The following is a 24,610-nucleotide window of genomic DNA, read 5'->3' as shown; positions in this document are numbered from 1 at the left end:
TTAGATCAAAGCCGCTGCGCCCGGTCCAAAGAGCCATGCCCAATCCGGATTGGGAAATTTGCCCGAGCTGCAATCCGGCCCAAAGGCTGCAATTGGCAAGGCGCGGCGGCGTTGTTAGGCTGACCTTACCAAACGTCGGGGATGATCGCATGCGCCTCGTGCTTCAGCTTGTCGCCCGTCTGCTGCTCATCGTCGCGCTCTGCCTGGGCGCGGCGACCCTGTGGGCCACCGTCGATGCCTATCGCAGCGTCGACCGGGCCACGGCGGCTTCCGCGCAGCGGGTCGGGCAAGCGCTTCAGGCGCTGTATTGGCACGAGTTTCTGTTGCGCAGCAGCAGAACGCGCGAGCAGCTCCTGCCCGTTCCGGAGTGGCGCACGCTGGAAACGATGAAGCTGATCTCGCCCGGCGTCTGCGTCGAGTTCCAGCCGGCCATCGCATTCGAAAAACCGCTCTGCGGCCAGAGCGAGGGGCTCGGCAAGACGCCGCCGCGCTGGTTCGCCGCGATCGTGCCGACCTTGCTCGGCAGCCACGCCGAGGTGGTGCGGCCGGTCAGTCCGCGCGCAGCAACGGCCGGCACCGTCGTCGCGACGCCGGATGCCGCAGCCGCCATCTCGCTCGCCTGGGAGTACGTCCTCAACGTGATCGATGTCGCGCTGTTGATGGCGGCGGCGATCGCAATCCTCGCCTCGGTTGCGATCGCGCATGCGCTGGCGCCGGCGCGCGCGATCGTCACTGCGCTCCAGCGCATGGCGCGAGGCCAGTATCGCACAAAACTCCCGCGCTTCCGCTCGATGGAGCTGGCGATGATCGGCAACGCCGTGGGCGAGCTCGGCGGTCGGCTGGAGGAAGCGACCGAGCAGCGCGCGGCGCTGACGCGGCGCCTGATCGAGATCCGTGACGACGAGCGCCGGGCGCTTGCCCGCGAGCTGCATGACGAGTTCGGGCAAAACCTTTCCGCGATCCTCGCCTTCGCCAACACGATCGAGACGGCCGGCGCGAGACAGAACAGGGGCAACGGCATCGCCCAGGACGCGCGCATGATCTCGCAGGCGACCCATCACCTGATGGCATCATTGCGCGATGCCTTGAAGCGGCTGCGCAATCCGTTGCCCGAGGAACTCGGGCTCGAGGCGAGCCTCGTCAATCTCGTCGACAGCTGGCGCTCGCAGAGCGCGGCGCGGCCGACGATCCAGCTCGACGTCAGAGGCGATCTCACCGACATCAGCGGACCGGCTGCGACCACGGCCTATCGCGTCGCCCAGGAATGCCTGACCAACGCGCTGCGCCACAGCTCCGCGCGAGAGATCAGCTTGCGGATCGAACGGCGCGCCGGCGAGGACGATACGCTGCTGATTAGCGTCGAGGACGACGGCGGCGGCGATGCGGAACGTGTCGCGCAGTCGGCCGGCTTCGGCCTCACCGGCATCCGCGAGCGCGTCACGGCCGCCGGCGGATCGCTGTCGATCCTGCCGGCGCGAGGCGGCCTTAGCGTCGCCGCCACCATCCCGCTCGCCGCGTGAGGCCGGCATGAACGAGGTCGCCGCAACAGGCATCTCCGTGCTGCTGGTGGACGATCATCCGATCGTGCGGCAAGGCTACCGTCGCGTGCTGGAGAGCCAGGGCGATCTGCACGTCGTGGCGGAGGCCGATAATGCCGCCGACGCCTACGGCGCTTTCAAGGCGCACGACCCCGACGTCGTCGTGCTCGATATCTCGATGCCCGGCGCGAGTGGCCTCGAAGCCATCCGCAACATCCGCGCGCGCAGTCCGCGGGCGCGCATCCTCGTCTTCACCATGCACAACGAGGCCGTGCTGGTGAAAGCCGCCTTCGGCGCCGGTGCCTCCGGCTTCGTCACCAAGAGCAGCGAGCCGTCCGCCGTCGCGAATGCGATCCGCAGCGTCGCCCGCGGCGAACGCGCGATGAGCGACGACATCGCACATGTTTTGGCCGAGGACAGTTTATCGACGGGCTCGGTGCTGGATCAGCTCGGCGAGCGCGAAATCGAAATCTTGCGCCAGTTCGCCGGCGGCGCCACCACCGAACAGATCGCGGCGCATCTCAATCTCAGCGTCAAGACGGTCCAGAACTACCACTATCTGATCAAGACCAAGACCGGCGCGCGCACCGACGCGCAGCTGGTGCGGCTGGCGGCGAGTTGCGGACTGACGAGGATTTAGCAGCAGAACTGCCGCATTCCTCCAGGCAACTCGAAGCTTTTTCAATCTGCCGGGCAAATTGGAACGGAGACCATCCAGTTCCGGTTGGTAGCAGAGTGAAGGAGTAGAACGTCATGAGTAAGGTTCATCACAACTCGGCCGCCCATCCCCCTATCATCACAGTCGGCGAACTCATCGACGAACTGTGCCGCCTACCCGATAGCGCCATTGTCCACTTCCGCTGCCCCATGCTCGATCAGGAGCTAACCTTCTACCGCGTTCGCAAGCGGTCAAAGGACGCGGTCGAAATCGCAGTCAATGCATATCCGGAAAGTCCGCCGGTCGTGCCATCGGCCGATCCGGCCCTCCATGGACGCAGGCGCCATACTGCATCGACGCCGACACACAATGGTGCCCTTCTTCACAAGGCGAGAGGTTGATGGGCCGTAGCGCGTATCGAACAGCTGTTGCGAACTAGCAGGCCTTCAACCCGCGCAGGACCAGCGCGAGCGTCGCGTCGACGCGCGCGGGCAAATCGGCGTCTTTCCATTCGTCGGCATGGGCAGGATGGTGGAAGCGCACCGTCGCATCGAAGATAGCGCGCGCGGTGACCTTGACGTCGTCGACGGCGAACACGCCCTGCTGGACGCCGTCGGACAGGATCGCCGCGATCTGATCGATCATGGTGTCCTTGTGGCACTTGACGGCGGCGCAGGCTTCGCGCGCCAGCGTCAGATAGGTCTGGAACATTTCGGGGTCGTCGAGCACGCGCGAACGCTTCGCGGCGAACAGCGTCCGCAGCCAGCGGTCGAGCCGGTCGGGCGCAGGACCCTGCTCCTTCGCGATCGCCAGCAGCGGCGCGTCGATGCGGTCGAGCCAGCGTTTGGCGACCGCCTCGCGCAGCGAGGCCTTGCTCGGAAAGTGGCGATAGACGCTGCCGTGGCTCACATCGAGCGCACGGGCAACGTCGACCACGGTGGCCTTGGCAAGTCCGTAGCGCCGCAGCACGTCCTCGGTGACTTCGAGGATCCGCTCCGGCGTCAAGACAACGGCTTCATTCATGCCAGCACCATGTTCCCGTTCAGGGCTCAGTTACCCCCGGCAGTCGGGCTGCTTCCGAAGCGCCCTCGCCGGTCGTTTCGGAAAGCCTATGCCTTAATGAGGCAGTTTTGCAGCTTGCGCCGCGATCTGGCGCGCCACCAGCAAATTGAGCCAATGCCCAATCACGCCGGTGAGATTGATGATTTCGGTGGTCATTGTCTCAAGTCTCCATTCGTCCGCGGTCCCCGTTCTTCAATCCGCCCTCAAATCCGAACTCGCGTCGGATGTCGGGCTTCCCGGGGCTTATCGCGGGACGCCCAATCGGAGCGTCCGAGAACGGATATACACGTCTCGCTGACAGATTTCAATATCTGTCAGTCAATGATCCGTGATTGATAGTTAATTTTTGCGTCGCCGCCGGAACTGACCGGTCCTCCCGGCTCATCCCCGATAACCTTGTTCCGGCCCTCCGTTTCGTCCTCCCCCTCCGCCAAATCACGGCGTAAAAAGCCGCTTCGCTCGTCCGGGCCCCCAAGAACACAGAAACGGATTCCCACCCCATGCCCATCGTCAACCGCGTTGCCGCCCTCTCCGACGACATGGCCGCCTGGCGCCATGACTTCCACGAGAACCCTGAGCTGCTCTACGAAGTGCACCGCACCGCCGGCATCGTCGCCGACCGCTTGCGCGAATTCGGCTGCGACGAGGTGGTGACGGGCATCGGCCGCACCGGCGTCGTCGGCGTGATCCGCGGCCGCAAATCGGCCTCCGGCAAGACCATTGGCTTGCGCGCCGACATGGATGCGCTGCCGATCATGGAAACCTCGGGCGTGCCGTACGCCTCGAAGGTCCCCGGCAAGATGCACGCCTGCGGTCATGATGGCCACACCGCGATGCTGCTGGGCGCTGCCAAATATCTCGCCGAGACGCGCAATTTCGACGGCACCGCGATCATGATCTTCCAGCCCGCCGAGGAAGGCGGTGGCGGCGGCAAGGCCATGGTCGAGGACGGGCTGATGACGCGCTGGAATATCCAGGAGGTCTACGGCATGCACAACATGCCGGGCCTGCCGGAAGGGCATTTCGCCACGACGGCGGGCGCGATGCTCGCCTCCTCGGACAACATCCAGATCACGGTCCACGGCAAGGGCGGCCACGCCGGCGCGGGTCCGCACAAGGCGGTCGACAGCGTGCTGATCGGCTCGCAGATCGTGGGCGCGCTGCAATCGATCGTCGCGCGCAACGTCGATCCACTGAAGTCCGCGGTCATCTCGATCACGCAATTCCACTCCGGCACCGCTTTCAACATCATCCCGGAGATCGCCGAGCTCGGCGGCACCGTGCGCACGCTCGATCCTGACGTGCGCGATCTCGTCGAGCGCCGCATCGGCGAGGTTGCCGACAGCGTCGCGCGCGCTTATGGCGGCTCGGCGGAGACAAAATACACCCGGATGTATCCGGTGACGATGAACCATGCGCGCGAGGCCGGCCTTGCCGCCGAGGTCGCCCGCGACATCGTCGGCACTGACCGCGTCAACGACAAGTTCGTTCCCATGATGGGCGCCGAGGACTTTTCGTTCATGCTGGAAGCGCGCCCAGGCGCGATGATACTGGTCGGCATGGGCGACAGCCCGGAATGCCACCACCCGGCCTACGTCTTCAACGACAACATCCTCGGCCACGGCGCGTCGTTCTGGGCGCGCCTGGTCGAGACGCAGATGCCGGCGGGGTAGGAGGTTCGCAGGGTGGGTTAGCCGAAGGCGTAGCCACCTCTTCTGTGTCCCGCGGTGAGAGACAGTGGTGGGTTACGGTACGCTAACCCACCATACGCGCTAAGATCAGTTACAGACCTCGACGGCATTTTGGCCGGCTACCCCGGCACCCGCGCCCCCGGTTCCCGGCCCAGCAGTTGGCGTCACCAATCTGCAACCGGACCGAACCGGGCGACAGCCCGCCGAGTTGCAAAAGATTTGGCCTGACGACCGGGCCTGCGGATTTGCTGGCGCAGCTTCGATCTGTTTGCGGTCGCTATCCCGCTTCCTGGAATCGTCGCGCGTCGCCACCGGCTTTTTCTCCGGCACCTTCTCACATTCATTGTCGTCGTTGACGCGATAACCGGCGCGGCAGGTGATCCGAGTGCATTGATCCCCGTCCGCCTTGAAGCCGTGATCGCAGACGAGCGGGCAGACGCGACCCGGTTGGCCTTCAGCTCATCGAGCGCGCCGGTGCTTGCAAGCTTTGCGTCGAATTTCGTCCCTGCATATTTGTTGAACAGCGCCAGCGAGCGCTGCGCCGTCTGGCCCCACTCGCTGTCGGCTGATCCGGTCATGCAGCCGACGCGCCGCAGTTCGAGTTGCACGGACTTCGCCAGATCATCCGGCGCGGGGCTGGATGACGGCGCAGGGGATAATGCCGCAACCTTCTTGCTTGCCGCATCGGCCGCCTGCCTGTCCGCAGCCTGCCTTGCCGCGGCTTCAGCAGCCGCCTTCTCTGCCGCCTGCTTCTCGGCGAACGCCTTCGCTGCCGCAGCTTCGGCGGTCTTGCGCTGTTGCTCGGCTGCTTCTGCTCTCGCCTGCTCGACCTGCTTTTGCTTCTCGGCAGCGACGCGCGTCTCTTCAGCCGCCTTCGCCGCTGCTGCCGCCTTGTCCTGCTCAGCCTTCTGCGCGCGCTCGGACGCCAGCCTCGCCTTCTCCTGCTCGGCGAGCTTCGCTTTCTGTTCGGCAGCGACGCGCACTTCTTCGGCAGCGATCTTCTTCAGCTGCACGCGCGCCAGATTGGCGTAGAAACCGTCAGGATAAGCCTGCAGAAACGCCTCCCATCCGTCGCGATCACCCGCCTGCAACGCCAGTTCGTAATCCCTGCGAACCGCGTCCTGCGGATTTGGCTGCCCCGCCGTTGCAGCCGGTTTTGCAGGAACAAGAGCGACATCATCGCCGCCCAACGAACCGTAGACATACGGCTCTTACTTGTAGCCGGTGTTCTTCAATACGTCGTCGCGGACGAAACCGAACGCCTTGCGCAGATCGAGGCCGGGCTTCGGCAGGTGATCGGCAAGCGCGACTGCAAATGGACTGTTCTTTGAATCGCCGTCCGACGCCGTGAATCCCGCCTTGGCCGCGAACGCAATCATCGTGTTCGGGCTAGTCGGCTCGACCTTGGCGAGCCCGCGCCCGATCGCGCGCGAGGCTACCGTCCGCTTCATGGTCTTGGCGAACGGATTGTCGCGGCAGGCATCAAGAATGACGAGCCGAAGCTGTTTGGCTGGCTCGATGCTCACCAGCACACGATCGATCGGCAGCGCCTCGTCGTAGACGTCGGTGTCGGTCTCGAGAGCGGCATCGGTCGGAATCAGGTAGTTGGTGCCGTCGACCTCGAGACCGTGGCCTGCGTAATAGACGATCGCGACATCGGCGTCCCGCGTCCTCGCACCGAACTCGCGCAGCGCCTTGCGCATGTCCGACGCGTTCAAGTCCCGCCTGACGTCGACGTTGTCGAAGCCGGCCTTCCTGAACATGCCACCCATCAGGATCGCGTCGTTCACGGGATTGCCGAGCTTCGGCGCGCTCTTGTAGGCGGAATTGCCGATGACGAGCGCCACGCGCTTTTCGGCGAACGCTGGGCTGCAGCAGAGGGCAAAACAAGCGAGAGCTCCGAGCACAATGGAGCAGGCCCGAAGGATATGCTTCATCATCAGTTGCATATTTCGGCCGGTATCTTGACTGTAGGAGTGGCAGGATGATTGGCTGTCCCCAGCCGGCACCCCTTGGCGATCGGCCTGCAACCGGCGCTGTTGCAGATCACCTGACCCGAAGCCTGCGGCGCTGACGGTGCGGCCTCCGTTTGTTTTCGATCCGTATCGCGTCTCCGGGTATCTTCCCGCGTCGCGACCGGCTTCTTCTCCTGGATCTTCTCGCACTCATTGTCGTCGCCGACGCGATAGCCGGCACGACAGGTGATCTTGGCGCATTGGTCGCCGTCGGCCTTGAAGCCGAAATTGCAGACCAGCGGGCAGACCCGTCCCGGTTTCGCCTTCAGCGCATCGAGCGCCTCGATGCTGGCAAGCTTCGCATCGAACTGGGTGCCGGCATATTTGTTGAACAGCGTCATCGAGTGCTGCGACGCTGCGCTCCAGTCACCGTCAGCCGCAGCGGACAGGCAGCCGACCCGGCGCAGTTCGCTCTGCACGGATTTTGTCAGATCGGCCGCCGACAATGTGGACGCGGGTGCGGGCGAGAAGGCCGCGACCTTCTGCTCAGGCTCAGGCATCTGCCTGTCGGCGGGGGGCTTTGCGCCCTGCTCCGCTTTCTCTGCAGCCTGCTTGGCAGCGAGTTCGGCCTTGGCTTTCTCCGCCGCCTGCTTCTCGGCCAATGCCTTCGCCGCCGCCTCGGCCACCTTGCGCTGCCGTTCGGCCGCCTCGGCTCTCGCCTGCTCGATCTGCTTCTGTTTCTCCGCCGCGATCCGCGCATCCTCAGCGGTCTTGGCCGCCGCAGCCGCCTTCTCCTGCTCGGCCTTCTGAGCGCGCTCGGCGATGAGCTTCGCCTTTTCCTGCTCGGCTGCCTTGGCCTTTTGCTCAGCCGCCGCGCGCGTCTCCTCGGCGCCGATCTTGTTCAGCTGGCCCTTGGCGAGGTTGGCGTAGAACCCCTCGGGATATTGCGCCAGGAACGCTTCCCAGCCGTCGCGCGTGGCAAGCTGAAGCGCAAGCTCGTAATCCCTGCGAATGGCATCCTGTGGGTTGGCCTGCGGACCGGTGGCGGCCGGCTTGACCGCGACCAGCGGCACATCGTCGCCGCCGAGCGAGCCATAGACATAGGGCTCCTGCTTGTAGCCGGTCGCCTTGAGCACGTCGTCGCGCACGAAGCCAAAGGCCTTGCGCAGATCAAGGCCCGGCTTCGGCAGGTGTTCGACCAGCGCGGCCGCAAACGGGCTGTTCTTGGAGTCACCGTCGGACGCGGTCGATCCCGCCTTCGCCGCGAAGGCGATCATAGTGTTGGGGCTGGTCGGCTCGACCTTGGCAAGGCCGCGTCCGATCGCACGCGAGGCCAGCGTACGCTTCATGCTCTTTGAGAACGGATTGTCGCGGCAGGCGTCGAGGATGATCAGGCGAAGCTGCTTGGCCGGCTCGACCGCGAACAGCGCGCGCTCAACCGGGATGGTCTCGTCGAGCACGTCGCCGTCCGTCTCCAGCGTTGCGTCGGTCGGAATGAGATAGTTGGTGCCGTCGAGCTCGATGCCGTGGCCGGCGTAATAGATCACCGCCATCTCCGCATCGCGCGTTCTGCCGGCAAACTCGCGCAGCGTGCGCCGCATCTCGCTGGCACTGAGATCCAGCCTGACGTCGACGGAATCGAAGCCGGCCTTCTTGAACATGCCGCCCACCAGGGTGGCATCGTTGACGGGATTGCCGAGCTTGGGCGCGCTCTTGTAGGCGGAATTGCCGATCACGAGCGCCACGCGCCGGTCGGCATGCGCCGGCCCGCAGGCAAGGCCCATCGCCAATATCAACAAAGCAAATAACCGAAACGGAATCACTTTGCGTCCCCCCGGATGCAATTCCACGAGACTATTCGGTAGCGTCGCCGATTGCTAATTCTTCCTATGTGATTTCGATCACATAGGGCTCCTCGAACCGTGGTAAGGATAATGCGACGAAGCGTCGCCCTGCTTTCGGACGGCCGCCGACGCGGGCGTTGAGTCCGCTTACAACTGCACCACCTCGTGCCGCATCACGAACGGCGCCAGTAGCGCGTGCACCTCGTCGGCGACGACATCGCGCTGATCCGGCGGCAGCCCCGTGAGCGTCACGGTGGCGATCGAGCCGTGGCTGCCGTGGGCGCCGACCTTCACCTTGCAATCGATGCCGCGCTCATTGAGCGGCGCCAGCACCTTGGTGAACACGCGCTGGGCGGCGTCCCAGCGCAGCTGCGGCTTGAATACCTTGCCGACGCCGGTCACCGGCATCGGATCGATCGGAATGATTTGCACCGGAACGGCGGCACGCTCCGGCGTGCGCTCGCGGACCCAGGACTCGAGCTCGCCGGGCTCAACTGTGGCGCCGGGCTTCAGCTGCACGTAACCCACCGGCAGCTCGCCGGCATAGGCGTCGGGCTGGCCGACCACCGCGGCGAAGCCGACCGCGGGATGGCGGAACATGATCTCCTCGATCGGCGCCGGATCGATGTTGTGGCCGCCGCGGATCACGAGATCCTTGGCGCGGCCGGTGATCCAGAGATAGCCGTCGGCGTCGAGACGGCCGAGATCGCCGGAATTGACCCAGACCTCATCCACGAAGGCGCCCTTGTTGTGCTCGTGGTTGAGATAGCCGCCGAACACGCCGGGTCCGGCCATGATGATAACGCCGATCTCGTCGGGCTTGCAGTCGCGGATCAGGCGGCCGTCGGCGTCGAGCTGCACGATGCGCACGCGCGCATAAGGCATGGGAAGGCCCACCGAGCCGAGCCGGATCGGCCGTGAGGGATAGGCGAGCGTATGCACGCTCGAGGTCTCCGTCATGCCGTAGACCTCGACCACCGGCAGCTTGAGCTTCTCTTGAATCGCCGAGCCCACGGCGACCGGGATCGCCGAGCCGCCGCCGGCGGCATATTTCAGGCTGGAAATATCGGCATTTTCAGGCGGCACCGCGAGCGTCGCCGCGAGCACGGTCGGAACGCTCGACAGCGCCTCCGGCTTGAAGCGCTCGACCAACCTCCAGATGTTTTTCACCGCGTTCGGATTGCGCCAGCCGCTCGGCGACAGCACGACCAGCGAGCCGCCGCTCGACAGCGTCAGCAGCACCTGCGTCAACGATCCGCCGACGTGAAACAGCGGCATGCCGAACAGCAAATTCGAGCCGGGCTTCGGCTTCAGCAGCAGATTGAGCGCCCAGGCCTGGTAGACCTGGTTGGCGTGGGTGTGCCGCACCAGTTTTGGCGTACCGGTGGTGCCGCCGGTGTGGAAATAGGCGGCGATGTCGCTGCCTAGAATCTTGCGCCCGCTGACAAGCCGGTCGGACGGCTGCTGCTTGATCAGGTCGCCAAACGCAAAAACGCCTTTATCCGGGTCGCCGCCGCCGAACACCTGCACGACCGCCTTGAGGTGCTTGAGCTGCGGGCGGATCTGCTCGACCTTCTGCCAGATGTCGGTGCCGGGCATCGGCCCCAGCGCCACCAGGACTTTCGTGTTCGCGGCCTCGAGAATCTCCGCGATCTGATGCGGCTCGAGCAGCGGGTTGACGGGATTGGCGATGCCGGCCGCCTCGGCGCCGAACAGCGTCACGAAGGCATCGGGCACCAGCGGCAGCATGAATGAGACCACGTCGCCCTTCTCGACGCCGAGCGCATGAAACATGTTGGCGGCCTGGGTGACGCGCGCGATGAAGTCGCGATAGGTCACCATAACAGGCGTGTCGGCCGGATCGGCATTTTGCAGGAACTGGATCGCCGCCCCATCGGGATTGCGCGCCGCGCCCAATTTAATGGCGTCATAGGTGCTCTCGGCCGCGACGCGCTCGGCGTAAGGGACCTGCTCGAAGGCCCTGACCTCCGCGTCCGTCAAAAACTCCGGATAGTCGTCGCCAATCAACCGATCGAGCGTGTGGATGCCCGCCATGGAATTCCGTCCTCCCTCAGATGCATGTCTCCGCCCGCTGTCTTTTGACATTTTGGTTTCAGGCGGAGCCTCGGCCGATAGCTGGTCGAGCGCGGACAGAATGATGGATGATTGGGCGTTCGTCCATGGCTTAACGATTACGGTGGTAGCTCTCGCGTTCGAGGCCGTTGAACCTCCGCGCCCGATCCGGGGACCAAGAGCATGCGTCGGATTCGCCTGCTAGCGTCCTGCCGCAAGACTTGAGGTAATCATGACCACGCCCCTGCGGGAGATCGCCACACGGCTGTTCGTCGCGCTCACCATGGCCGCGGCGGTGATGGCAGCAGCGATCGCCCTGCCCCGCGACGCGCTCGCCGAAGACAGCCAGTTCGACAAGATGCGCGCCAGGATCGCCGCCTTCGTCGCCGACAAGATGGAGAAGCTGGGCGGCTCGCGCATCGTCTACAACGTCGATACCGACGGACTGCGTGAGAGCGTCGTCACGGATTTGCGCGACGACGTCTACAAGCTCCTGCGCGATGGCAAGATCGCCTTCTCCGGGCTTGCGATCTGCGACGGTGGCGTCGAATTGAAGATCACCGATCCCAAGGGCCGCGACCAGATCGCGCGCAAGCTGGCGTCCGCCGCGGAAGGATTGCCGTCACATGCGCTCGCCGTGACCGACGGCGGCGACGGACTGGTCAGGCTCGCATCGACCGATGCCGCCTCCGCCGCTCGGCTGCACGAGCTCGTCGAAGACTCCATCGCGATGATCGAGCAGCGCCTCAAGGATTCCGACATCAAGCTCGCGAGCGTCCAGCCCGACGGGGCCGACCGCATCCGCATCTTCATCCCGGGAATGATGGAGCCGGACCGCGTGACCGCGATCTTCGCCACCAAGGTGAAGGTCAGCTTCCGGCTGGTCGACGTCTCGATGCCGGCGGAGCAGGCGCAATCGGGCGCGCCACCTGCGGGAACGGAAGTCCTGCTCGGGTTCAAGGACCACCGCCCCTATCTCGTTGCCAAGGACAGCGCGCTTGATGGCGACGACATCAGCTATGCAGGCCCGGGATTTGCGGGCGATACGAAGGAGCCGATCGCCTCGTTCCGCTTCAACGGCCACGGCACGCGGCGCTTCGCCCATGTCACCGCGGAGAACGTCGGAAAGCCCTTCGCCATCGTGCTCGACGACAGGGTGATCTCCGCCCCCGTGATCCGAGAACCCATCACCGGCGGCTCGGGCCAGATCTCCGGCAATTTCGCCCTGGAGGAGGCGAGTAGCGTCGCCATGCTGCTGCGCGCCGGATCGCTGCCGGGGCACCTTGCCCTGGTCGAGCAGCAGGTCGTGCAGCCCGCCGCCAAGCGTAACGCGAAGACCGCCCCGCGCCGCGTCTCGCCGGGGCGCCCAACGCCGATCACGACGCCAGCGCCCGTTCCGGGGTCCCGAATCACGCGCGCCGCACAACCAACGGGCAATTGCCGAAACGCCCGATCAGGCTAAAATTTGCCTCTTGCGGCACGACGGCCGAAGGCTTCATTTCAAGCGGTCGTCATTCGATTTCGGCTATACGTATCGAGCAATACCGACCGGGACTGAAGGCCTTACGCGGGGTTAGTACCATGCCGTCCGGCAGCGCAGACATTTCGTCGATCCTTGACCGCATCCTGGATGCGGCGACGGACAATCTCAGGATCGCGAAGATCCTGGTTCAGATGGGCCTGGACCCCAACAACGTCACCTACGACGCGATCTTCAACCGTCTGCTCGAGATCTTCGTCCACAACATCACGCTCGCCAATCTGTTCGCCGCGGTCGGTGCCGGATTCTTCGTCGCCACCCTCTTGATGCGGACCATGGTGCCGCTGCGCGTCGCCAACATGATCGGCTGCGCGTTCTTCGCCGCGTTCGGCGCGCTATCCGCCAACGTCTCGACGTTCCTGCTCTATCTGCTGCTGCTTCCGATCAACGCCCTGCGCCTGCGCCAGATGCTCAAGCTGGTCAAGAAGGCGCGCCATGCGGCCGAAGGTGACATGTCGATCGAGTGGCTCAAGCCGTTCATGACCGAGCGCAAATATCGCCGCGGCGACACCCTGTTCAAGCTGGGCGATTCGGCCAACGAGATGCTCCTCACCGTCACCGGAAAATTCCTGGTCAAGGAGATCAATGTCGAGATCCTGCCCGGCGCGCTGATGGGCGAGCTCGGCTTCCTCACGCCGGACAACCGCCGTACCGGAACGATCGAATGCATCGAGGACGGCCAGGTGCTGACGATCACCTATGACCGCCTGCTTGAGATCTACTTCCAGGACCCGCAGTTCGGCTACTACTTCCTGGTGCTGACCAGCCAGCGCCTGTTGCAAAACATCGATCGGCTGCAGAAGCAACTGGCCACCGCGCAGGCGGCCACCACCAACAGGATCGCGTGACCTCGGCGGACCTCTCGCGGGCAGCTCTTCGCGCCCTCTTGGCTGTCAGGTGAGCCCCCGGAGTTTTGCGGAAAGCGGCCCATTTGGGGGGCTCCAGCCGTCCGCCGCAAAACCGCCCCAAAAACCGAATGGTAACCATGGCGCCCTTAAGGTAACGCCGTGACCAATTCCCCGACGATCCTGGTGTTCGATTCCGGCCTTGGCGGGCTCACGGTATTGCGTGAGGTCGTCGCCGCACGCCCGGACGCGCACTACGTCTACGTCGCCGACGATGCCTTCTTCCCCTACGGCCACCACAGCGAGGACGAGATCATCGCCCGCGTCGTGCCGCTGATGGGGAAGCTGATCGGCACCCATGATCCGGACCTGGTCGTGATCGCCTGCAACACGGCGTCCACCCTGGTCCTGTCGCATTTGCGCGCTGCTTATTCCCTGCCCTTCGTCGGCACGGTGCCGGCGATCAAGCCGGCCTGCGCGCAATCGAAGACCCGCCGTGTCTCGGTGCTCGGCACCAAGGGCACCGTGAAGCGCGAATACACCAAGGCGCTGATCCGCGATTTCGCGCAAGGATGCGAGGTGACGCTGGTCGGCTCGCCCGAGCTCGCCTCGCTCGCCGAACGCGAGCTCGGCGGCCATCCAATCAGCGACAGCGACATCTTCGCTGAACTCGCCCCGTGCTTCGTCGGCGATGCCGCGGATGCGACATCGCGCACCGACACCGTCGTGCTCGCCTGCACGCATTATCCGCTGCTGCTCGACCGGCTGAAGAAACTCGCGCCCTGGCCGGTCGAGTGGATCGATCCGGCGCCCGCGATTGCCCGCCGCGTCTCGGATCTGCTTGGCGCGCCTGCCTGCGGCATCGCGCAGTCCGGTGCCGAGATGATCTTCACCTCGAACCGCGTGCACGGTCTTTCGGCCACGCTGATGCCGTTCTTCGGCGGCCGCGCACTGGCCTGACTTTTCGCAGACACGGCCCGCTGCTAGGCTTCGCCGTTGTCATCTCGCGTGAGGTCATCCCATGCCAGCCCCCGCAAAGCCGCTCAATCGCCTCCGCCAGTTGTGGAGCGAGGGCCGCCCCGCCTTCGGCGCGATCGCGACCATCCCGAGCGTGCAGCTGGTGCAGATCATGGCGCGCGCGCTCGACTGGATCATCGTCGATCTCGAGCACGGCCCGATCGGCCTCACCGAAGCGCATGCGATGATTGCCGCGACGACCGGCACGCCGTGCACACCGCTGGTGCGGATCGCGGCGAACGAGCCGTGGCTGGCGAAAGCGCCGATGGACATCGGCGCCTTCGGCATCAATTTCCCGATGATCACCAATCGCACTGAAGCCGAGAAGGCGGTGCGCAGCGTGCGCTATCCGCCCCGCGGCGACCGGCTCTGGGGTCCGTTCCACGCGCCGTTCCGCTGGGGCCAGTCGATGCCGGATTACATGGCCTCGGCCGACGACGAGATGCTCTGCATGATCACCATCGAGCATGTCGACGCCGTCAACCGCATCGACGAGATCATGGCCACACCGGGCATCGACGTCGCGGTGATCGGCCCCGGCGATCTCGCGACCTCCATCAACAAGCGCGGCCAGATGGACGATCCGGAGCTCTTGGAGCTGGTCGCCCACGCCGAGGCCGGCATCCTCAGAAGCGGCGTGCCGATCGGCGGCGTCGCCCGCACTGCAGATCAAGCCAACCAGCTGATCGACCGCGGCTACGGCGCCATCGCGCTCGGATTCGACTGGTCGCTGTTCCAGCGCGGCATCATGGCATCGTTCGACGGGATCAGACGCTGAACAGGCCGATTGCCTCCTTGCCGGGAACGGCGGCGCTGCTAGGTCCTACCAGATTCCGGCAGGGGTCGTGCACGACGCCAAGATCCATGGCGACAAGTCTCTGAAAGTGCTTGGGGTTTACGTTGTCGACAAGACCAAGCCGCTGGCCTCGCTGGCGCCGTGATGCGGCGAACCGACCGCCCCTAAGCGGGTTGGTTCGTGCTAGAGCAGGCGGCGAGCGGGAAGCCCGCTCGCTGCTCATATTTTAATTCCGTGGGAACGAGCGATGCGCGGGAAAGCCAAGACCATTTCGCTGCCGCGCCGGCTGATTTGCGACCTCATGCACGCGTCGATGGACGTCCCGTTCGTCTCGCTCTCGCGTTCGCTCAATATCCGCCCCCTGATCGAGGCCCGCGCGGGCACGATAGCGCCCGCCGGCTGGGCCGCGATATTCGTCAAGGCGTTCGCGCTGGTGGCCAAGGACGAGCCGGTCCTGCGCACTGTCTACGCCAAATGGCCCTGGCCGACGCTCTACGAGCTCCCCCGTAGCGTGGCGTCGGTAGCGATCGCCCGGGTCGAGGACGGCGAGGAATGCGTGATGCCGCAGCGAATCGCGGCCCCCGAGGCCATGGCATTAGCGGCCGTCGATGCCGAGATCCGGCGCGCCAAGACGGCCCCGGTGGACGACATTCCGATGTTCCGCAAGGTCATGCGCGCCACTCGCCTGCCGCTGCCGCTGCGGCGGCTGTGCTGGGCGGTGGGCTTAAATTTCGGCCGACAGCGCGGCAACTGGTTCGGCAGCTTCGCGGTGAGCTCGGTGGCCGCCTATGACGGCGGCGAGCTCCATCCCATCACGCCGGGTCCATTCATCCTCAGCTATGGGGTGGTCGAGGGTGACCAGACCATCCATGTCGTGATCCGCTGGGACCACCGGGTTACCGACGCCGCCCCGATTGCCCGGGTCCTGACCCGGCTGGAACAGGTCCTGAACACTGAAATCGCTGCCGAATTGCGCACCGCCGGCCCCAAGCCCATCCGGGCAGTCGGGACCTGATTTCGCAGCCCTTCGCATTGACAGAAGGGCCTACATTCACCTAAAAGCCGCCTGCTCGCGGGCCGATTTCGGCCCGCGAAGCGTTTCGCGACCCGTGGTCCGCTCCCTCTAGCTTTGGGGATCAGACCTGTCGGTGCCGGGATCATCCCGTCACACAGGAGGGCGCGTTTCCTCAAACCATGCAACCGAAGAGGACGCGATGACTAAGCGCAGTGAGGCGAAGTACAAGATCGATCGCCGTATGGGCCAGAACATCTGGGGCCGCCCGAAGAGCCCCGTGAACCGCCGCGAATATGGCCCCGGCCAGCACGGCCAGCGCCGCAAGGGCAAGCTCTCCGATTTCGGCGTGCAGCTGCGCGCCAAGCAGAAGCTGAAGGGCTACTACGCCAACATCAGCGAGCGTCAGTTCCACGGCATCTATGTCGAGGCCAGCCGCCTCAAGGGTGACACCGGCGAGAACCTGATCGGCCTGCTCGAGCGTCGTCTCGACGCGGTCGTGTACCGCGCCAAGTTCGTCTCCACGATCTTCGCTGCCCGCCAGTTCATCAACCACGGCCACGTCAAGGTGAACGGCCGCAAGGTCAACATCTCGAGCTATCAGCTCAAGGTCGGCGACATGGTCGAGGTCAAGGAAGCGTCCAAGCAGCTCGCCCACGTGCTCGAAGCCAGCCAGCTCCCCGAGCGCGACACCCCCGACTATCTCGAAGTCGACCACGGCAAGATGACCGCGAAATACGTGCGCATCCCCGCCCTCTCGGACGTGCCGTTCCCGGTGCAGATGGAGCCCCATCTGGTCGTCGAATTCTATTCGCGCTGATAATTCGACAAATCAGTTACTCAAAGGCCCCGGTTTCCGGGGCCTTTTTGTTTGAGGCGGGCACTCCCATGTCTCAGCTCGTCCGTGCTATCCTGCACACAGCGGAGTTGACCATGACGCGTCTTCTGGAAGAGGCCTTCAGCAAGGTTTCCGGCCTGCCCGATTCAGAGCAGGACGAGCTGGCGCGAGCCCTGCTTGAACTAGCCGGGGTCGATCAACCCCCTATCCAGCTAACGGCGGCGGAAGAGGCCGATCTCGCCGAGGCCGACGCTGAAATCGCCCGCGGCGAGTTGGCGAGCGCAGACGAAGTCCGCGCGATGTGGGCCAAGCACGGGCTGTGAAGGTCCGCTACACGAAGCGGGCGCTCGCCCAATCGACGAAGTTCTGACCTACATCGATGCGCGCTCTCCCCAAGGGGCCGATCACGTGCGCGACCGTATTGTCGCGCTCATCGCCCTGCTTGGGGATCACCCGTATGCAGGGCGACAGACCACTCGCGCATACGTCCGTCGCTTGCCGGTCAACCCTTATCCCTATCTGATAGACTATCGTGTGACGGCGACGGAAATCGTTATTATGCGGTTTCGTCACGCCGCCCGGCGTCCACCCAGAGCTCGCTGACCGCAAGCGGGTGCCATTTCCTCAGGGAGCAAGTTGATGCTCTACACCCCTCCCCCCGTCGATCCCACGGTGCCGCCGGTGCGCATCAATCTGCTCTCGGACACGCAGACCAAGCCGACGGCTGCGATGCGCGAGGCGATGGCGCGGGCCGAGGTCGGCGACGAGCAGGTCGGCGACGATCCGACCGTGAATGCGCTGTGCGAGCGCGTTGCCGATCTGCTCGGCAAGGAAGCTGCGGTCTACATGCCGTCAGGCACGATGTGCAACGTCACGGCGACGCTGGTGCATTGCCGTCCCGGCGACGAGATCCTGGCACACGAGACCGCGCACATCATCGCGCGCGAAGGGGGCGCGCATGCCGCGATCGGCGGTTTCCAGGTCACGCAGCTGAAGGGCGCGGACGGCCAGTTCACGCCGGAGACATTTCGGAAGGCTCTGCACCCGCGCACGCGCTATCAGCCGACCCAGACGGTCGTCAGCGTCGAGCAGACCGCCAACATTGGCGGCGGTACGATCTGGAAGAAGGCCGCACTCGACGAGATCGTCGCGATCGCTAAACAACATGGCCTCATCACCCACATGGACGGCGCGCGCCTGCTCAATGCGACGGTTGCAAGCGGCATCTCGCCGCGCGACATGACGGCAGGCTGGGATTCCGCCTGGATCGACTTCTCCAAGGGCCTCGGCGCACCGATCGGCGGCGTGCTCGCGGGCACGCGCGCCTTCATCGATGCGGTCTGGCAGTGGAAGCAGCGCCTCGGCGGCTCGATGCGGCAGGCCGGCGTTTGCGCGGCCGCCTGCATCTACGCGCTCGACCACCACGTCGAGCGCCTTGCCGACGACCATGCCAACGCGCGCGCGCTCGCTCGCGGGCTGTCGCAGATTTCGGGCATCGAGGTGCAGGAGCCCGAGACCAATCTCGTGTTCTTCAAGCCCGACGGCGCCGGCGTTGCCGGCGACAAGATGGTGGCGGCGCTGCGCCAGCGCGGCGTCACGCTCGCGATGATGGACGGCCGCATCCGCGCCTGCACCCATCTCGACGTCAATGCGGCGATGATCGAGGAAGCGATCGGCTACGTCAGGGAGATCGTGCGGGCGGCGTAATCACCGACCCATGGCCTGATAGATCAGCGTCTTCAGCGCCAGCTGGATCCGGCCGCGCTGCGACGGGGTCTGCACCATGAAGATTCCGAACAGATCGTCCTCGGGATCGATGAAGAAGAACGTGCCGCCGACGCCGTCCCAGCGATATTCGCCGAGCGGCCACGAGGTGCCTGACGGCACCGAGGTGCGGACGGCGAAGCCGAGGCCGAAGCCGGAGCTGCTGCCCGGATAATAATTCTGGTCGCGCGCGATCTTCGTCTCCGGCCCGATGTGATCCGACGCCATCAGCGCGATGGTCTCGGGCTTGAGATAGCGCCGCCCGTCATAGCTGCCGCCATTGAGCAGCATTTGCGCGAAACGGGCGTAATCGCCGATCGTGCCGACCATGCCGCCGCCGCCGGATTCCCATTTCAGTGGTTGCCTGATATCGCGGACCTGCGTCATCGGACTGATCGCGCGGTCCCCAGGCATCGGCTCGGCGATGCGCGGCCACTGGGCGGGATCGGCGACATAATACGCAGTATCCATCATCCCGAGTGGATCGAGCAGCCGCTCCTTCGCGAACTCGAACAGCGATTTCCCCGATATCACCTCGATGATGCGGCCGAGCACGTCGGTGGAGAGGCCGTAGTCCCAGATCGTGCCGGGCTGTTCGGCGAGCGGCAGCGTGGCGATCTTCGCGACCAGTTCGGCATTGCTCAAAGCCTTGTTGTCGAACAGGCCGGCATCGGCATAGAGCTTGTTCACGAGGTCCCCGCCATAATAACCGTAAGGAAGCCCGGCGGTGTGGCGCATCAGATCCTTGATCGTGACCGCGCGCTTGAGCGGCTCCAGCACCAGCGAAACCTTGCCGTCCTCGGCCTTCGTCTGGACGCCGACCTTCATCGCGCCAAACGCCGGAACGTATTTCGAGACGGGATCGTCGAGCGAAAGCCTGCCGTCCTCGACCAGCATCATCGCCAGAACTGTGGTGACCGGCTTCGACATCGAATAGAGGCGGAAGATCGTGTCCGCGCTCATCGACAGCTCCGTCGCGACATCGCGAACACCGAAATTCTGGTAGTAGACAGGCTTGCCGTGCTGCTGCAGCAGCAGGATCGCGCCCGGAAACGTACCGGCGGCGATCTCGCTCCGGATGTAGTCGGAGACCTTTGCCAGGCCCTCAGGCGAGAAACTGTGGGCGCGTCCCTCGGAGCCCGCTCTCGCACCAACGACGCCGAACAGAAGAACGAGCGCCGCGATCAGCCCGCGGCGCCCGAACATGTCACTTCTCCATGGCTTCATAAACCAACTGCTTCAATGTCCGCTGCACGCGCTGGCGCTCGGTCGGGGTCTGCTCCAGCAGCACGAAGAACATGTCCTGCTTGGGGTCGATCACGAAATAACAGCCGGAGGCGCCGTCCCACTTCAATTCCCCGAGATCGCCGGGCGGCGGCGGCTTTGCGTTGCCGGGATCGGTGCGGACCGCAAGCCCAAGGCCGAATCCAAAGCCGTCGCCGGGGAAGTAGAAATAGTCGCGATCGACACCGGAGTTCGGGCCGATCTGGTCGGTCACCATCAGCTTGAATGTCTCCGGCTTGAGAATGGTCTTGCCATCGAAGCTGCCGCCGTTGAGCAGCATCTGCGCGAAGCGCTCATAGTCCGCCATGGTCGAGACCATGCCGCCAGAGGCCGACTGCCACTTTTTCATGACGGTCGGATCGTTGATGCGGCCGACGCGGAAATCGCTGTCGTTCGGCACCGGCTGCGCCAGCAGCTTCTGCTTCTCGGGGTCGGTGACGAAGAAAACGGTGTCGACCATGCCGAGCGGGCTGAGCAGCTTCTCCCGTTCGATCTCGAACAGCGGCTTGCCCGCCGCGATCTCCATCACGCGCGCCAAAATGTCGGTGGAGTGGCCGTATTGCCAGAGCGCGCCCGGCTGGTTGTGCAGCGGCAGCTTGGCGATGCGCTCGGCGAACTCGGCGAGGTCGAAATCGCCGTCATAGATCTTGGCGTCGCGATAGGCCTTGCGGACCAGGCTGTCGCCATAGAAGCCATAAGTGATGCCCGAAGTGTGCGTCATCAGATCGTGCACCGTGATCGGCCGGCTCGCTGGCACGAGCTCCAGCGACTTGGTGCCGTCCTCAGCCTTCATCTCGACGCCGACCTTCGCATTGGCGAAGGACGGAATGTATTTCGAAACGGGATCATCGAGCTTGATCTTGCCATCTTCGACCAGCTGCATCGCGACCACGGAAGTGATGGCCTTGGTCATCGAGAACAGGCGGAAGATGGTCTTGTCGGTAATCGGCGCCTTGCTGACCACGTCCTGCACACCGAAGGCTTCGTGGAAAACCGGCTTGCCGTGCTGCTTGATCAGCACGGTTGCACCGGCGATCTTGCCGGTCGCGACCTCGTTCTTGAAGAACTCGCTAATCTTGCCGAGCTTCTCCTGATTGAAATGCGCGCCGGCCGGAATCTCGTAAGTGCCCTCGGCGCGCGCGAGCGAGATCGCGCCAAGCGACAGAAGCGCGCCGCAGACCAGCGCACGCAGTCCAGATTGTAAAATCATATCCCCTCCCCGGAACATGGTCCGGCGGAGTGTACCGACCGCGCCATCAGGCACAAGGGCTGCCGTAGCGCGCCAGAACGTCCGCGTGGAGCGCCGCGCTTGCCTCGGAGAAACAGCAGAATATGACATGAGTGACCAGCGGCGCAGCCGGCAGGGCATCAATGGTCGCGTGGACCGCGATCTTCGCGGCCTGGTCGGCCGGAAACCGATAGACCCCTGTCGAGATCGCGGAGAAGGCCAGCGAGTTCAGTCCATGGGCCTGGGCGAGCTCAAGCGCACGCCGATAGCAGGAGCTTAGGGCCTCCGCCTCACCGCGAGTGCCGCCGTGCCAGACAGGACCGACCGCGTGGATGACATGGCGGGCCGGCAGACGGTAGCCCTTGGTGATCTTGGCACCGCCTGTCGGGCATCCTCCGAGCGTCCGGCACTCCGCAAGAAGCTCGGGGCCGGCCGCCCGATGGATTGCACCATCGACGCCGCCCCCACCAAGAAGAGAGGAATTCGCGGCGTTGACGATGGCGTCAACGCCGAGTGTCGTGATGTCGGCAACGATGACCTCGAGCTTGGCGCCGCCGATCCGGCGCGTCAGCCGGGTCATTGATCAAGCCGCGACGGCGACGCCCTTCTCGGAGAAGAGCTGCTGCAATTCGCCCGCCTGAAACATCTCGCGGACGATGTCGCAGCCGCCGACGAACTCGCCCTTCACATAGAGCTGCGGGATGGTGGGCCAGTTCGAGTATTCCTTGATGCCGTTGCGCAGCTCGGCGGATTCGAGAACGTTGAGGCCCTTATAGCCGACGCCGATGTGGTCGAGGATCTGGACGACCTGGCCGGAGAAACCGCACTGCGGAAATTGCGGCGTGCCCTTCATGAACAGAACCACGTCGTTCGACTTCACTTCGTTGGCGATGAATTCCTCAATGCTCATATCCGTGTCCTTCTCGGGCGGAGCCCTCAACGATTCCTTCGGGCCGGCTCAGCCGATTTAACCCGATCCTTCCCTATATATGTAGCCCAAACCGTTGTGCATCCAAAGTAAAATGGCGGCGAACGGCCCCTCGGCCGGCAGCTTGGGCGATGGGCTGATGACACTAATATTAACGCCGGGGAGGACTTTTATCCCGTAACGGACGCCCCATCTAGGACGAACCTCGGTTTTGGAACCGGGGAACGCCAACAACGTTCTCTTGTCCAGTCTGGAGAAAAACGTGACGAAACCAGCCTCCGCTACGGCAACCGACCCGCTTTCGTCACCGTCGGCCGATTTCGGCGGCCTCGCCCACAGGCTCCAGGAGGCGTTCGTTGCCGTCCGCAACGAGACCGAGCGCCGCGCCGCACCGCTCTCGCCGGAAGACCAGCAGATCCAGTCGATGCCGGATGCGAGCCCGACGAAATGGCACCGGGCCCATACCACCTGGTTCTGGGAGCAGTTCTTGCTCGGCGAGCACGCCTCCGGCTACCGGCCCTTTCACCCCGACTTCGCATTCCTGTTCAATTCCTACTACGTCAGCGCCGGTCCCCGCCATGCCCGCAATCATCGCGGCGACATCACCCGGCCCAGCACGAGCGAAATCGGCGCCTATCGCCGCTATGTCGATGCCGCCGTCGTAAACTTCTTCCGCGAGGCTGGCGAAGACAAGCTGCGCGAGATCGCGCCGCTGGTCGAGGTCGGGCTCAATCACGAGCAGCAGCATCAGGAGTTGATGTTCACCGATATCCTGCACGCCTTTGCGCAGAACCCGGTGTATCCGGCTTACGTTCCGGACTGGCGCTTTCCGTCCGCGACGCGCGCCGGTGACAACTGGCTGATGCTCAACGAAGGCATCCACACCGTCGGTCATGTCGACGACAGCTTCCATTTCGACAACGAGAAGCCGGCGCATCGCGCCCTGGTCGGCCCGGTCAAGATCGCGCGCAATCTCGTCACCAACGGCGAATGGCTCGCCTTCATGCGCGACGGCGGCTATGCGAAAGCAACGCTGTGGCTGATGGACGGCTTTGCCGCCGCCAGCAAGGAAGACTGGCAGGCCCCGGGTCATTGGCGCGAGGTCGATGGCGGATGGCAGGTGATGACGCTCGCCGGCCTCAAGCCGGTCGATCCGGACGCGCCTGTCTGCCACGTCAGCTATTATGAGGCCGATGCGTTTGCGCGCTGGGCCGGAAAGCACCTGCCGACCGAGATGGAATGGGAGGTCGCCGCGCGTGCCGGCCAGCTCAACGACGCCTTCGGCATCGTCTGGCAGTGGACGCGTTCTTCCTACTCACCCTATCCCGGCTATCGCGCCATCGAAGGCGCGCTCGGGGAGTACAACGGCAAGTTCATGGTCAACCAGCTGGTGCTGCGCGGCTCCTCGCTTGCGACCCCGCAAGGCCACAGCCGTATCACCTATCGCAACTTCTTCTATCCGCACCACCGCTGGCAGTTCACCGGACTGCGGCTCGCCGACTACGACTAGTTCAAATCCGACGACAAATGCGCGCCGGACAGCGCGTTCAGGAGAGTATCATGAATGTGCACGCCAGCGCTTTGGCCGAGGCCCATCTCCCCGACGAGCAGACCACCGCTTTCGCCCGCGAGGCCATCGAGGACCTCTCGCAGCAGCCGAAAAAACTGTCGCCGAAATATTTCTACGATGCGACCGGCTCTGAGCTGTTCGAGGCGATCACGAAGCTGCCGGAATATTATCCGACGCGCACCGAGCTATCGATCCTGAAGGAGCGCGGCAGCGAGATCGCAAGGATCATTCCGGAGCATGCGGCGCTGGTCGAGTTCGGCGCCGGCGCGACCACCAAGGTCCGCCTGCTGCTCGATCACTGCAAGTTCGCAGCCTATGTCCCCGTCGACATCTCCGGCGACTTCCTCAAGGCGCAGGCGAGCGGACTGAAGCGGGATTTCCCCTCGCTCGGCATCTATCCGGTCGCGGCCGACTTCACCACGCCGTTCGAGCTGCCCAAGGCGGTCGTGGCGATGCCCAAGGTTGGCTTCTTCCCCGGCTCGACCATAGGCAATTTCGAGCCGCATGAAGCCCAGGCGTTTCTCAAGAGCGCACGCCAGATCCTCGGCAAGGGCGCGCAGATGGTCATCGGCGCCGATCTCGAGAAGGACGAGCGTGTGCTGTTTGATGCCTATAACGATGCCGCCGGCGTCACCGCGCGCTTCAACCTCAATGTTCTCGTGCGCATCAACCGCGAGCTCGGCGGCAATTTCGATCTCTCCGCCTTCACCCATCGCGCGATCTACAATCGCGAGCGGCACCGCATCGAGATGCACCTGATCAGCAAGAAGAGCCAGACCGTGCGCCTGCTCGGCACCAGCTTCTCGTTCCGCGCGGGTGAGAGCATCCATACCGAGAACAGCTACAAATACAGCCTCGAGCGTTTTGCCGCGCTGGCGCAGGGCGCCGGCTGGAATGTGCGCGAGAGCTGGACCGATGCGGCCAAGATGTTCTCGGTGCACGCGCTGGAGGTGGCGGAGTAGGCCGC

22 protein-coding genes and 2 pseudogenes are annotated in these 24,610 nt (G+C 64.6%); 16 read left to right on the top strand and 8 right to left on the bottom strand.

The window, feature by feature from the left end:
* The first annotated feature begins 149 nt into the window (after positions 1-149).
* The 3 genes from JJB99_RS15040 to JJB99_RS15030 all read left to right on the top strand — a co-directional run bounded on the left by JJB99_RS15040 (position 150) and on the right by JJB99_RS15030 (position 2,597).
* A complete protein-coding gene (locus tag JJB99_RS15040) occupies positions 150-1,520 on the top strand; it encodes a sensor histidine kinase (RefSeq protein ID WP_200499481.1) in 1,371 nt (456 codons plus the stop codon).
* Positions 1,521-1,527: 7 nt separating this feature from the next.
* On the top strand, positions 1,528-2,178 hold the full coding sequence (locus tag JJB99_RS15035; protein ID WP_200499480.1) for a response regulator: 651 nt from the start codon (positions 1,528-1,530) through the stop codon (positions 2,176-2,178).
* Positions 2,179-2,291: 113 nt separating this feature from the next.
* Positions 2,292-2,597 carry a hypothetical protein gene (locus JJB99_RS15030; RefSeq protein WP_200499479.1) on the top strand — a complete coding sequence of 102 codons (306 nt, stop codon included), beginning with the start codon at positions 2,292-2,294 and terminating at the stop codon, positions 2,595-2,597.
* 34 nt (positions 2,598-2,631) lie between these two features.
* Here the strand turns inward: JJB99_RS15030 and JJB99_RS15025 are convergent, their stop codons facing one another.
* Positions 2,632-3,219, bottom strand: coding sequence for a TetR family transcriptional regulator (locus tag JJB99_RS15025; RefSeq protein WP_200499478.1), 588 nt, complete (start codon positions 3,217-3,219; stop codon positions 2,632-2,634).
* Between the two features lie 539 nt (positions 3,220-3,758).
* Between JJB99_RS15025 and JJB99_RS15020 the strand changes: the two genes are divergently transcribed.
* Positions 3,759-4,931: a M20 aminoacylase family protein gene (locus tag JJB99_RS15020; protein WP_200499477.1), complete on the top strand. Its 1,173-nt coding sequence runs from the start codon at positions 3,759-3,761 to the stop codon at positions 4,929-4,931.
* 105 nt (positions 4,932-5,036) lie between these two features.
* Here the strand turns inward: JJB99_RS15020 and JJB99_RS15015 are convergent.
* The 3 genes and pseudogenes from JJB99_RS15015 to JJB99_RS15005 form a co-directional block, all read right to left on the bottom strand.
* Positions 5,037-6,886 (bottom strand): annotated as a pseudogene (locus JJB99_RS15015) (caspase family protein).
* Between the two features lie 2 nt (positions 6,887-6,888).
* Positions 6,889-8,688: a caspase family protein gene (locus JJB99_RS15010; RefSeq protein ID WP_200499476.1), complete on the bottom strand. Its 1,800-nt coding sequence runs from the start codon at positions 8,686-8,688 to the stop codon at positions 6,889-6,891.
* A 207-nt stretch (positions 8,689-8,895) separates the two neighbouring features.
* Entirely contained in the window at positions 8,896-10,803 is a 1,908-nt protein-coding gene (locus JJB99_RS15005; RefSeq protein WP_200499475.1) for an acyl-CoA synthetase, read from the bottom strand.
* 250 nt (positions 10,804-11,053) lie between these two features.
* On the opposite strand from JJB99_RS15005, the gene JJB99_RS15000 reads away from it, so the two are divergent.
* The 10 genes and pseudogenes from JJB99_RS15000 to JJB99_RS14955 all read left to right on the top strand — a co-directional run bounded on the left by JJB99_RS15000 (position 11,054) and on the right by JJB99_RS14955 (position 18,576).
* Complete coding sequence (locus JJB99_RS15000) at positions 11,054-12,283, top strand: SecDF P1 head subdomain-containing protein (RefSeq protein WP_246775255.1); 1,230 nt, start codon at positions 11,054-11,056, stop codon at positions 12,281-12,283.
* Positions 12,284-12,402: 119 nt separating this feature from the next.
* Complete coding sequence (locus tag JJB99_RS14995; RefSeq protein WP_200499474.1) at positions 12,403-13,209, top strand: Crp/Fnr family transcriptional regulator; 807 nt, start codon at positions 12,403-12,405, stop codon at positions 13,207-13,209.
* Positions 13,210-13,368: 159 nt separating this feature from the next.
* Complete coding sequence (gene murI, locus JJB99_RS14990) at positions 13,369-14,166, top strand: glutamate racemase (protein WP_200499473.1); 798 nt, start codon at positions 13,369-13,371, stop codon at positions 14,164-14,166.
* Positions 14,167-14,227: 61 nt separating this feature from the next.
* On the top strand, positions 14,228-15,001 hold the full coding sequence (locus JJB99_RS14985; protein WP_200499472.1) for an HpcH/HpaI aldolase family protein: 774 nt from the start codon (positions 14,228-14,230) through the stop codon (positions 14,999-15,001).
* A 34-nt stretch (positions 15,002-15,035) separates the two neighbouring features.
* Positions 15,036-15,164 (top strand): annotated as a pseudogene (locus JJB99_RS14980) (cupin domain-containing protein); the annotation flags it as partial.
* Positions 15,165-15,266: 102 nt separating this feature from the next.
* Positions 15,267-16,034: an acyltransferase gene (locus JJB99_RS14975; RefSeq protein ID WP_200499471.1), complete on the top strand. Its 768-nt coding sequence runs from the start codon at positions 15,267-15,269 to the stop codon at positions 16,032-16,034.
* A 199-nt stretch (positions 16,035-16,233) separates the two neighbouring features.
* Positions 16,234-16,851, top strand: coding sequence for a 30S ribosomal protein S4 (gene rpsD / locus JJB99_RS14970; RefSeq protein WP_200499470.1), 618 nt, complete (start codon positions 16,234-16,236; stop codon positions 16,849-16,851).
* Positions 16,852-16,964: 113 nt separating this feature from the next.
* Complete coding sequence (locus JJB99_RS14965) at positions 16,965-17,192, top strand: hypothetical protein (RefSeq protein ID WP_200499469.1); 228 nt, start codon at positions 16,965-16,967, stop codon at positions 17,190-17,192.
* Between the two features lie 85 nt (positions 17,193-17,277).
* Positions 17,278-17,472 (top strand): type II toxin-antitoxin system RelE/ParE family toxin, encoded by a 195-nt coding sequence (locus JJB99_RS36780; RefSeq protein WP_349629017.1) that lies wholly within the window; start codon positions 17,278-17,280, stop codon positions 17,470-17,472.
* Positions 17,473-17,508: 36 nt separating this feature from the next.
* Positions 17,509-18,576, top strand: a complete 1,068-nt coding sequence (locus JJB99_RS14955) for a threonine aldolase family protein (RefSeq protein WP_200499468.1) — start codon at positions 17,509-17,511, stop codon at positions 18,574-18,576.
* Here JJB99_RS14955 and JJB99_RS14950 read toward each other — a convergent pair whose 3' ends face one another.
* From JJB99_RS14950 to grxD, 4 genes are read right to left on the bottom strand one after another with little or no spacing between them, the layout of a single operon-like run.
* The gene (locus tag JJB99_RS14950; protein ID WP_200499467.1) at positions 18,577-19,839 is read right to left on the bottom strand and encodes a serine hydrolase domain-containing protein; all 1,263 of its coding nucleotides are present in this window, start codon (positions 19,837-19,839) and stop codon (positions 18,577-18,579) included.
* A gap of 1 nt (position 19,840) precedes the next feature.
* Positions 19,841-21,127: a serine hydrolase domain-containing protein gene (locus JJB99_RS14945; RefSeq protein WP_200499466.1), complete on the bottom strand. Its 1,287-nt coding sequence runs from the start codon at positions 21,125-21,127 to the stop codon at positions 19,841-19,843.
* A 46-nt stretch (positions 21,128-21,173) separates the two neighbouring features.
* A complete protein-coding gene (locus JJB99_RS14940; RefSeq protein ID WP_200499465.1) occupies positions 21,174-21,725 on the bottom strand; it encodes an O-acetyl-ADP-ribose deacetylase in 552 nt (183 codons plus the stop codon).
* Between the two features lie 3 nt (positions 21,726-21,728).
* On the bottom strand, positions 21,729-22,055 hold the full coding sequence (grxD, locus tag JJB99_RS14935; protein WP_014494143.1) for a Grx4 family monothiol glutaredoxin: 327 nt from the start codon (positions 22,053-22,055) through the stop codon (positions 21,729-21,731).
* A 229-nt stretch (positions 22,056-22,284) separates the two neighbouring features.
* Here grxD and egtB point away from each other — a divergent pair, with 229 nt between their 5' ends.
* Positions 22,285-23,583: an ergothioneine biosynthesis protein EgtB gene (gene egtB / locus JJB99_RS14930; RefSeq protein ID WP_200499464.1), complete on the top strand. Its 1,299-nt coding sequence runs from the start codon at positions 22,285-22,287 to the stop codon at positions 23,581-23,583.
* A 50-nt stretch (positions 23,584-23,633) separates the two neighbouring features.
* Positions 23,634-24,605, top strand: coding sequence for an L-histidine N(alpha)-methyltransferase (gene egtD / locus JJB99_RS14925; RefSeq protein ID WP_200499463.1), 972 nt, complete (start codon positions 23,634-23,636; stop codon positions 24,603-24,605).
* Positions 24,606-24,610: the final 5 nt, after the last annotated feature.

The sequence above is a fragment of the Bradyrhizobium diazoefficiens genome (assembly GCF_016616235.1).
GTDB lineage: Bacteria > Pseudomonadota > Alphaproteobacteria > Rhizobiales > Xanthobacteraceae > Bradyrhizobium > Bradyrhizobium diazoefficiens_H.
Note: the sequence above shows the minus strand (reverse complement) of the source record. Positions and strands in the feature narration are given on the sequence as shown.

What these genes read in the sequence shown, in the direction of transcription:
- JJB99_RS15040 (WP_200499481.1), top strand. Translation starts at nt 150, where the DNA reads ATGCGCCTCGTGCTTCAGCTTGTCGCCCGTCTGCTGCTCATCGTCGCG.
- JJB99_RS15035 (WP_200499480.1), top strand. Translation starts at nt 1,528, where the DNA reads ATGAACGAGGTCGCCGCAACAGGCATCTCCGTGCTGCTGGTGGACGAT.
- JJB99_RS15030 (WP_200499479.1), top strand. Translation starts at nt 2,292, where the DNA reads ATGAGTAAGGTTCATCACAACTCGGCCGCCCATCCCCCTATCATCACA.
- JJB99_RS15025 (WP_200499478.1), bottom strand. Translation starts at nt 3,219, where the DNA reads ATGAATGAAGCCGTTGTCTTGACGCCGGAGCGGATCCTCGAAGTCACC.
- JJB99_RS15020 (WP_200499477.1), top strand. Translation starts at nt 3,759, where the DNA reads ATGCCCATCGTCAACCGCGTTGCCGCCCTCTCCGACGACATGGCCGCC.
- JJB99_RS15010 (WP_200499476.1), bottom strand. Translation starts at nt 8,688, where the DNA reads ATGGGCCTTGCCTGCGGGCCGGCGCATGCCGACCGGCGCGTGGCGCTC.
- JJB99_RS15005 (WP_200499475.1), bottom strand. Translation starts at nt 10,803, where the DNA reads ATGGCGGGCATCCACACGCTCGATCGGTTGATTGGCGACGACTATCCG.
- JJB99_RS15000 (WP_246775255.1), top strand. Translation starts at nt 11,054, where the DNA reads ATGACCACGCCCCTGCGGGAGATCGCCACACGGCTGTTCGTCGCGCTC.
- JJB99_RS14995 (WP_200499474.1), top strand. Translation starts at nt 12,403, where the DNA reads ATGCCGTCCGGCAGCGCAGACATTTCGTCGATCCTTGACCGCATCCTG.
- JJB99_RS14985 (WP_200499472.1), top strand. Translation starts at nt 14,228, where the DNA reads ATGCCAGCCCCCGCAAAGCCGCTCAATCGCCTCCGCCAGTTGTGGAGC.
- JJB99_RS14975 (WP_200499471.1), top strand. Translation starts at nt 15,267, where the DNA reads ATGCGCGGGAAAGCCAAGACCATTTCGCTGCCGCGCCGGCTGATTTGC.
- rpsD (WP_200499470.1), top strand. Translation starts at nt 16,234, where the DNA reads ATGACTAAGCGCAGTGAGGCGAAGTACAAGATCGATCGCCGTATGGGC.
- JJB99_RS14965 (WP_200499469.1), top strand. Translation starts at nt 16,965, where the DNA reads ATGACGCGTCTTCTGGAAGAGGCCTTCAGCAAGGTTTCCGGCCTGCCC.
- JJB99_RS14955 (WP_200499468.1), top strand. Translation starts at nt 17,509, where the DNA reads ATGCTCTACACCCCTCCCCCCGTCGATCCCACGGTGCCGCCGGTGCGC.
- JJB99_RS14950 (WP_200499467.1), bottom strand. Translation starts at nt 19,839, where the DNA reads ATGTTCGGGCGCCGCGGGCTGATCGCGGCGCTCGTTCTTCTGTTCGGC.
- JJB99_RS14945 (WP_200499466.1), bottom strand. Translation starts at nt 21,127, where the DNA reads ATGATTTTACAATCTGGACTGCGTGCGCTGGTCTGCGGCGCGCTTCTG.
- JJB99_RS14940 (WP_200499465.1), bottom strand. Translation starts at nt 21,725, where the DNA reads ATGACCCGGCTGACGCGCCGGATCGGCGGCGCCAAGCTCGAGGTCATC.
- grxD (WP_014494143.1), bottom strand. Translation starts at nt 22,055, where the DNA reads ATGAGCATTGAGGAATTCATCGCCAACGAAGTGAAGTCGAACGACGTG.
- egtD (WP_200499463.1), top strand. Translation starts at nt 23,634, where the DNA reads ATGAATGTGCACGCCAGCGCTTTGGCCGAGGCCCATCTCCCCGACGAG.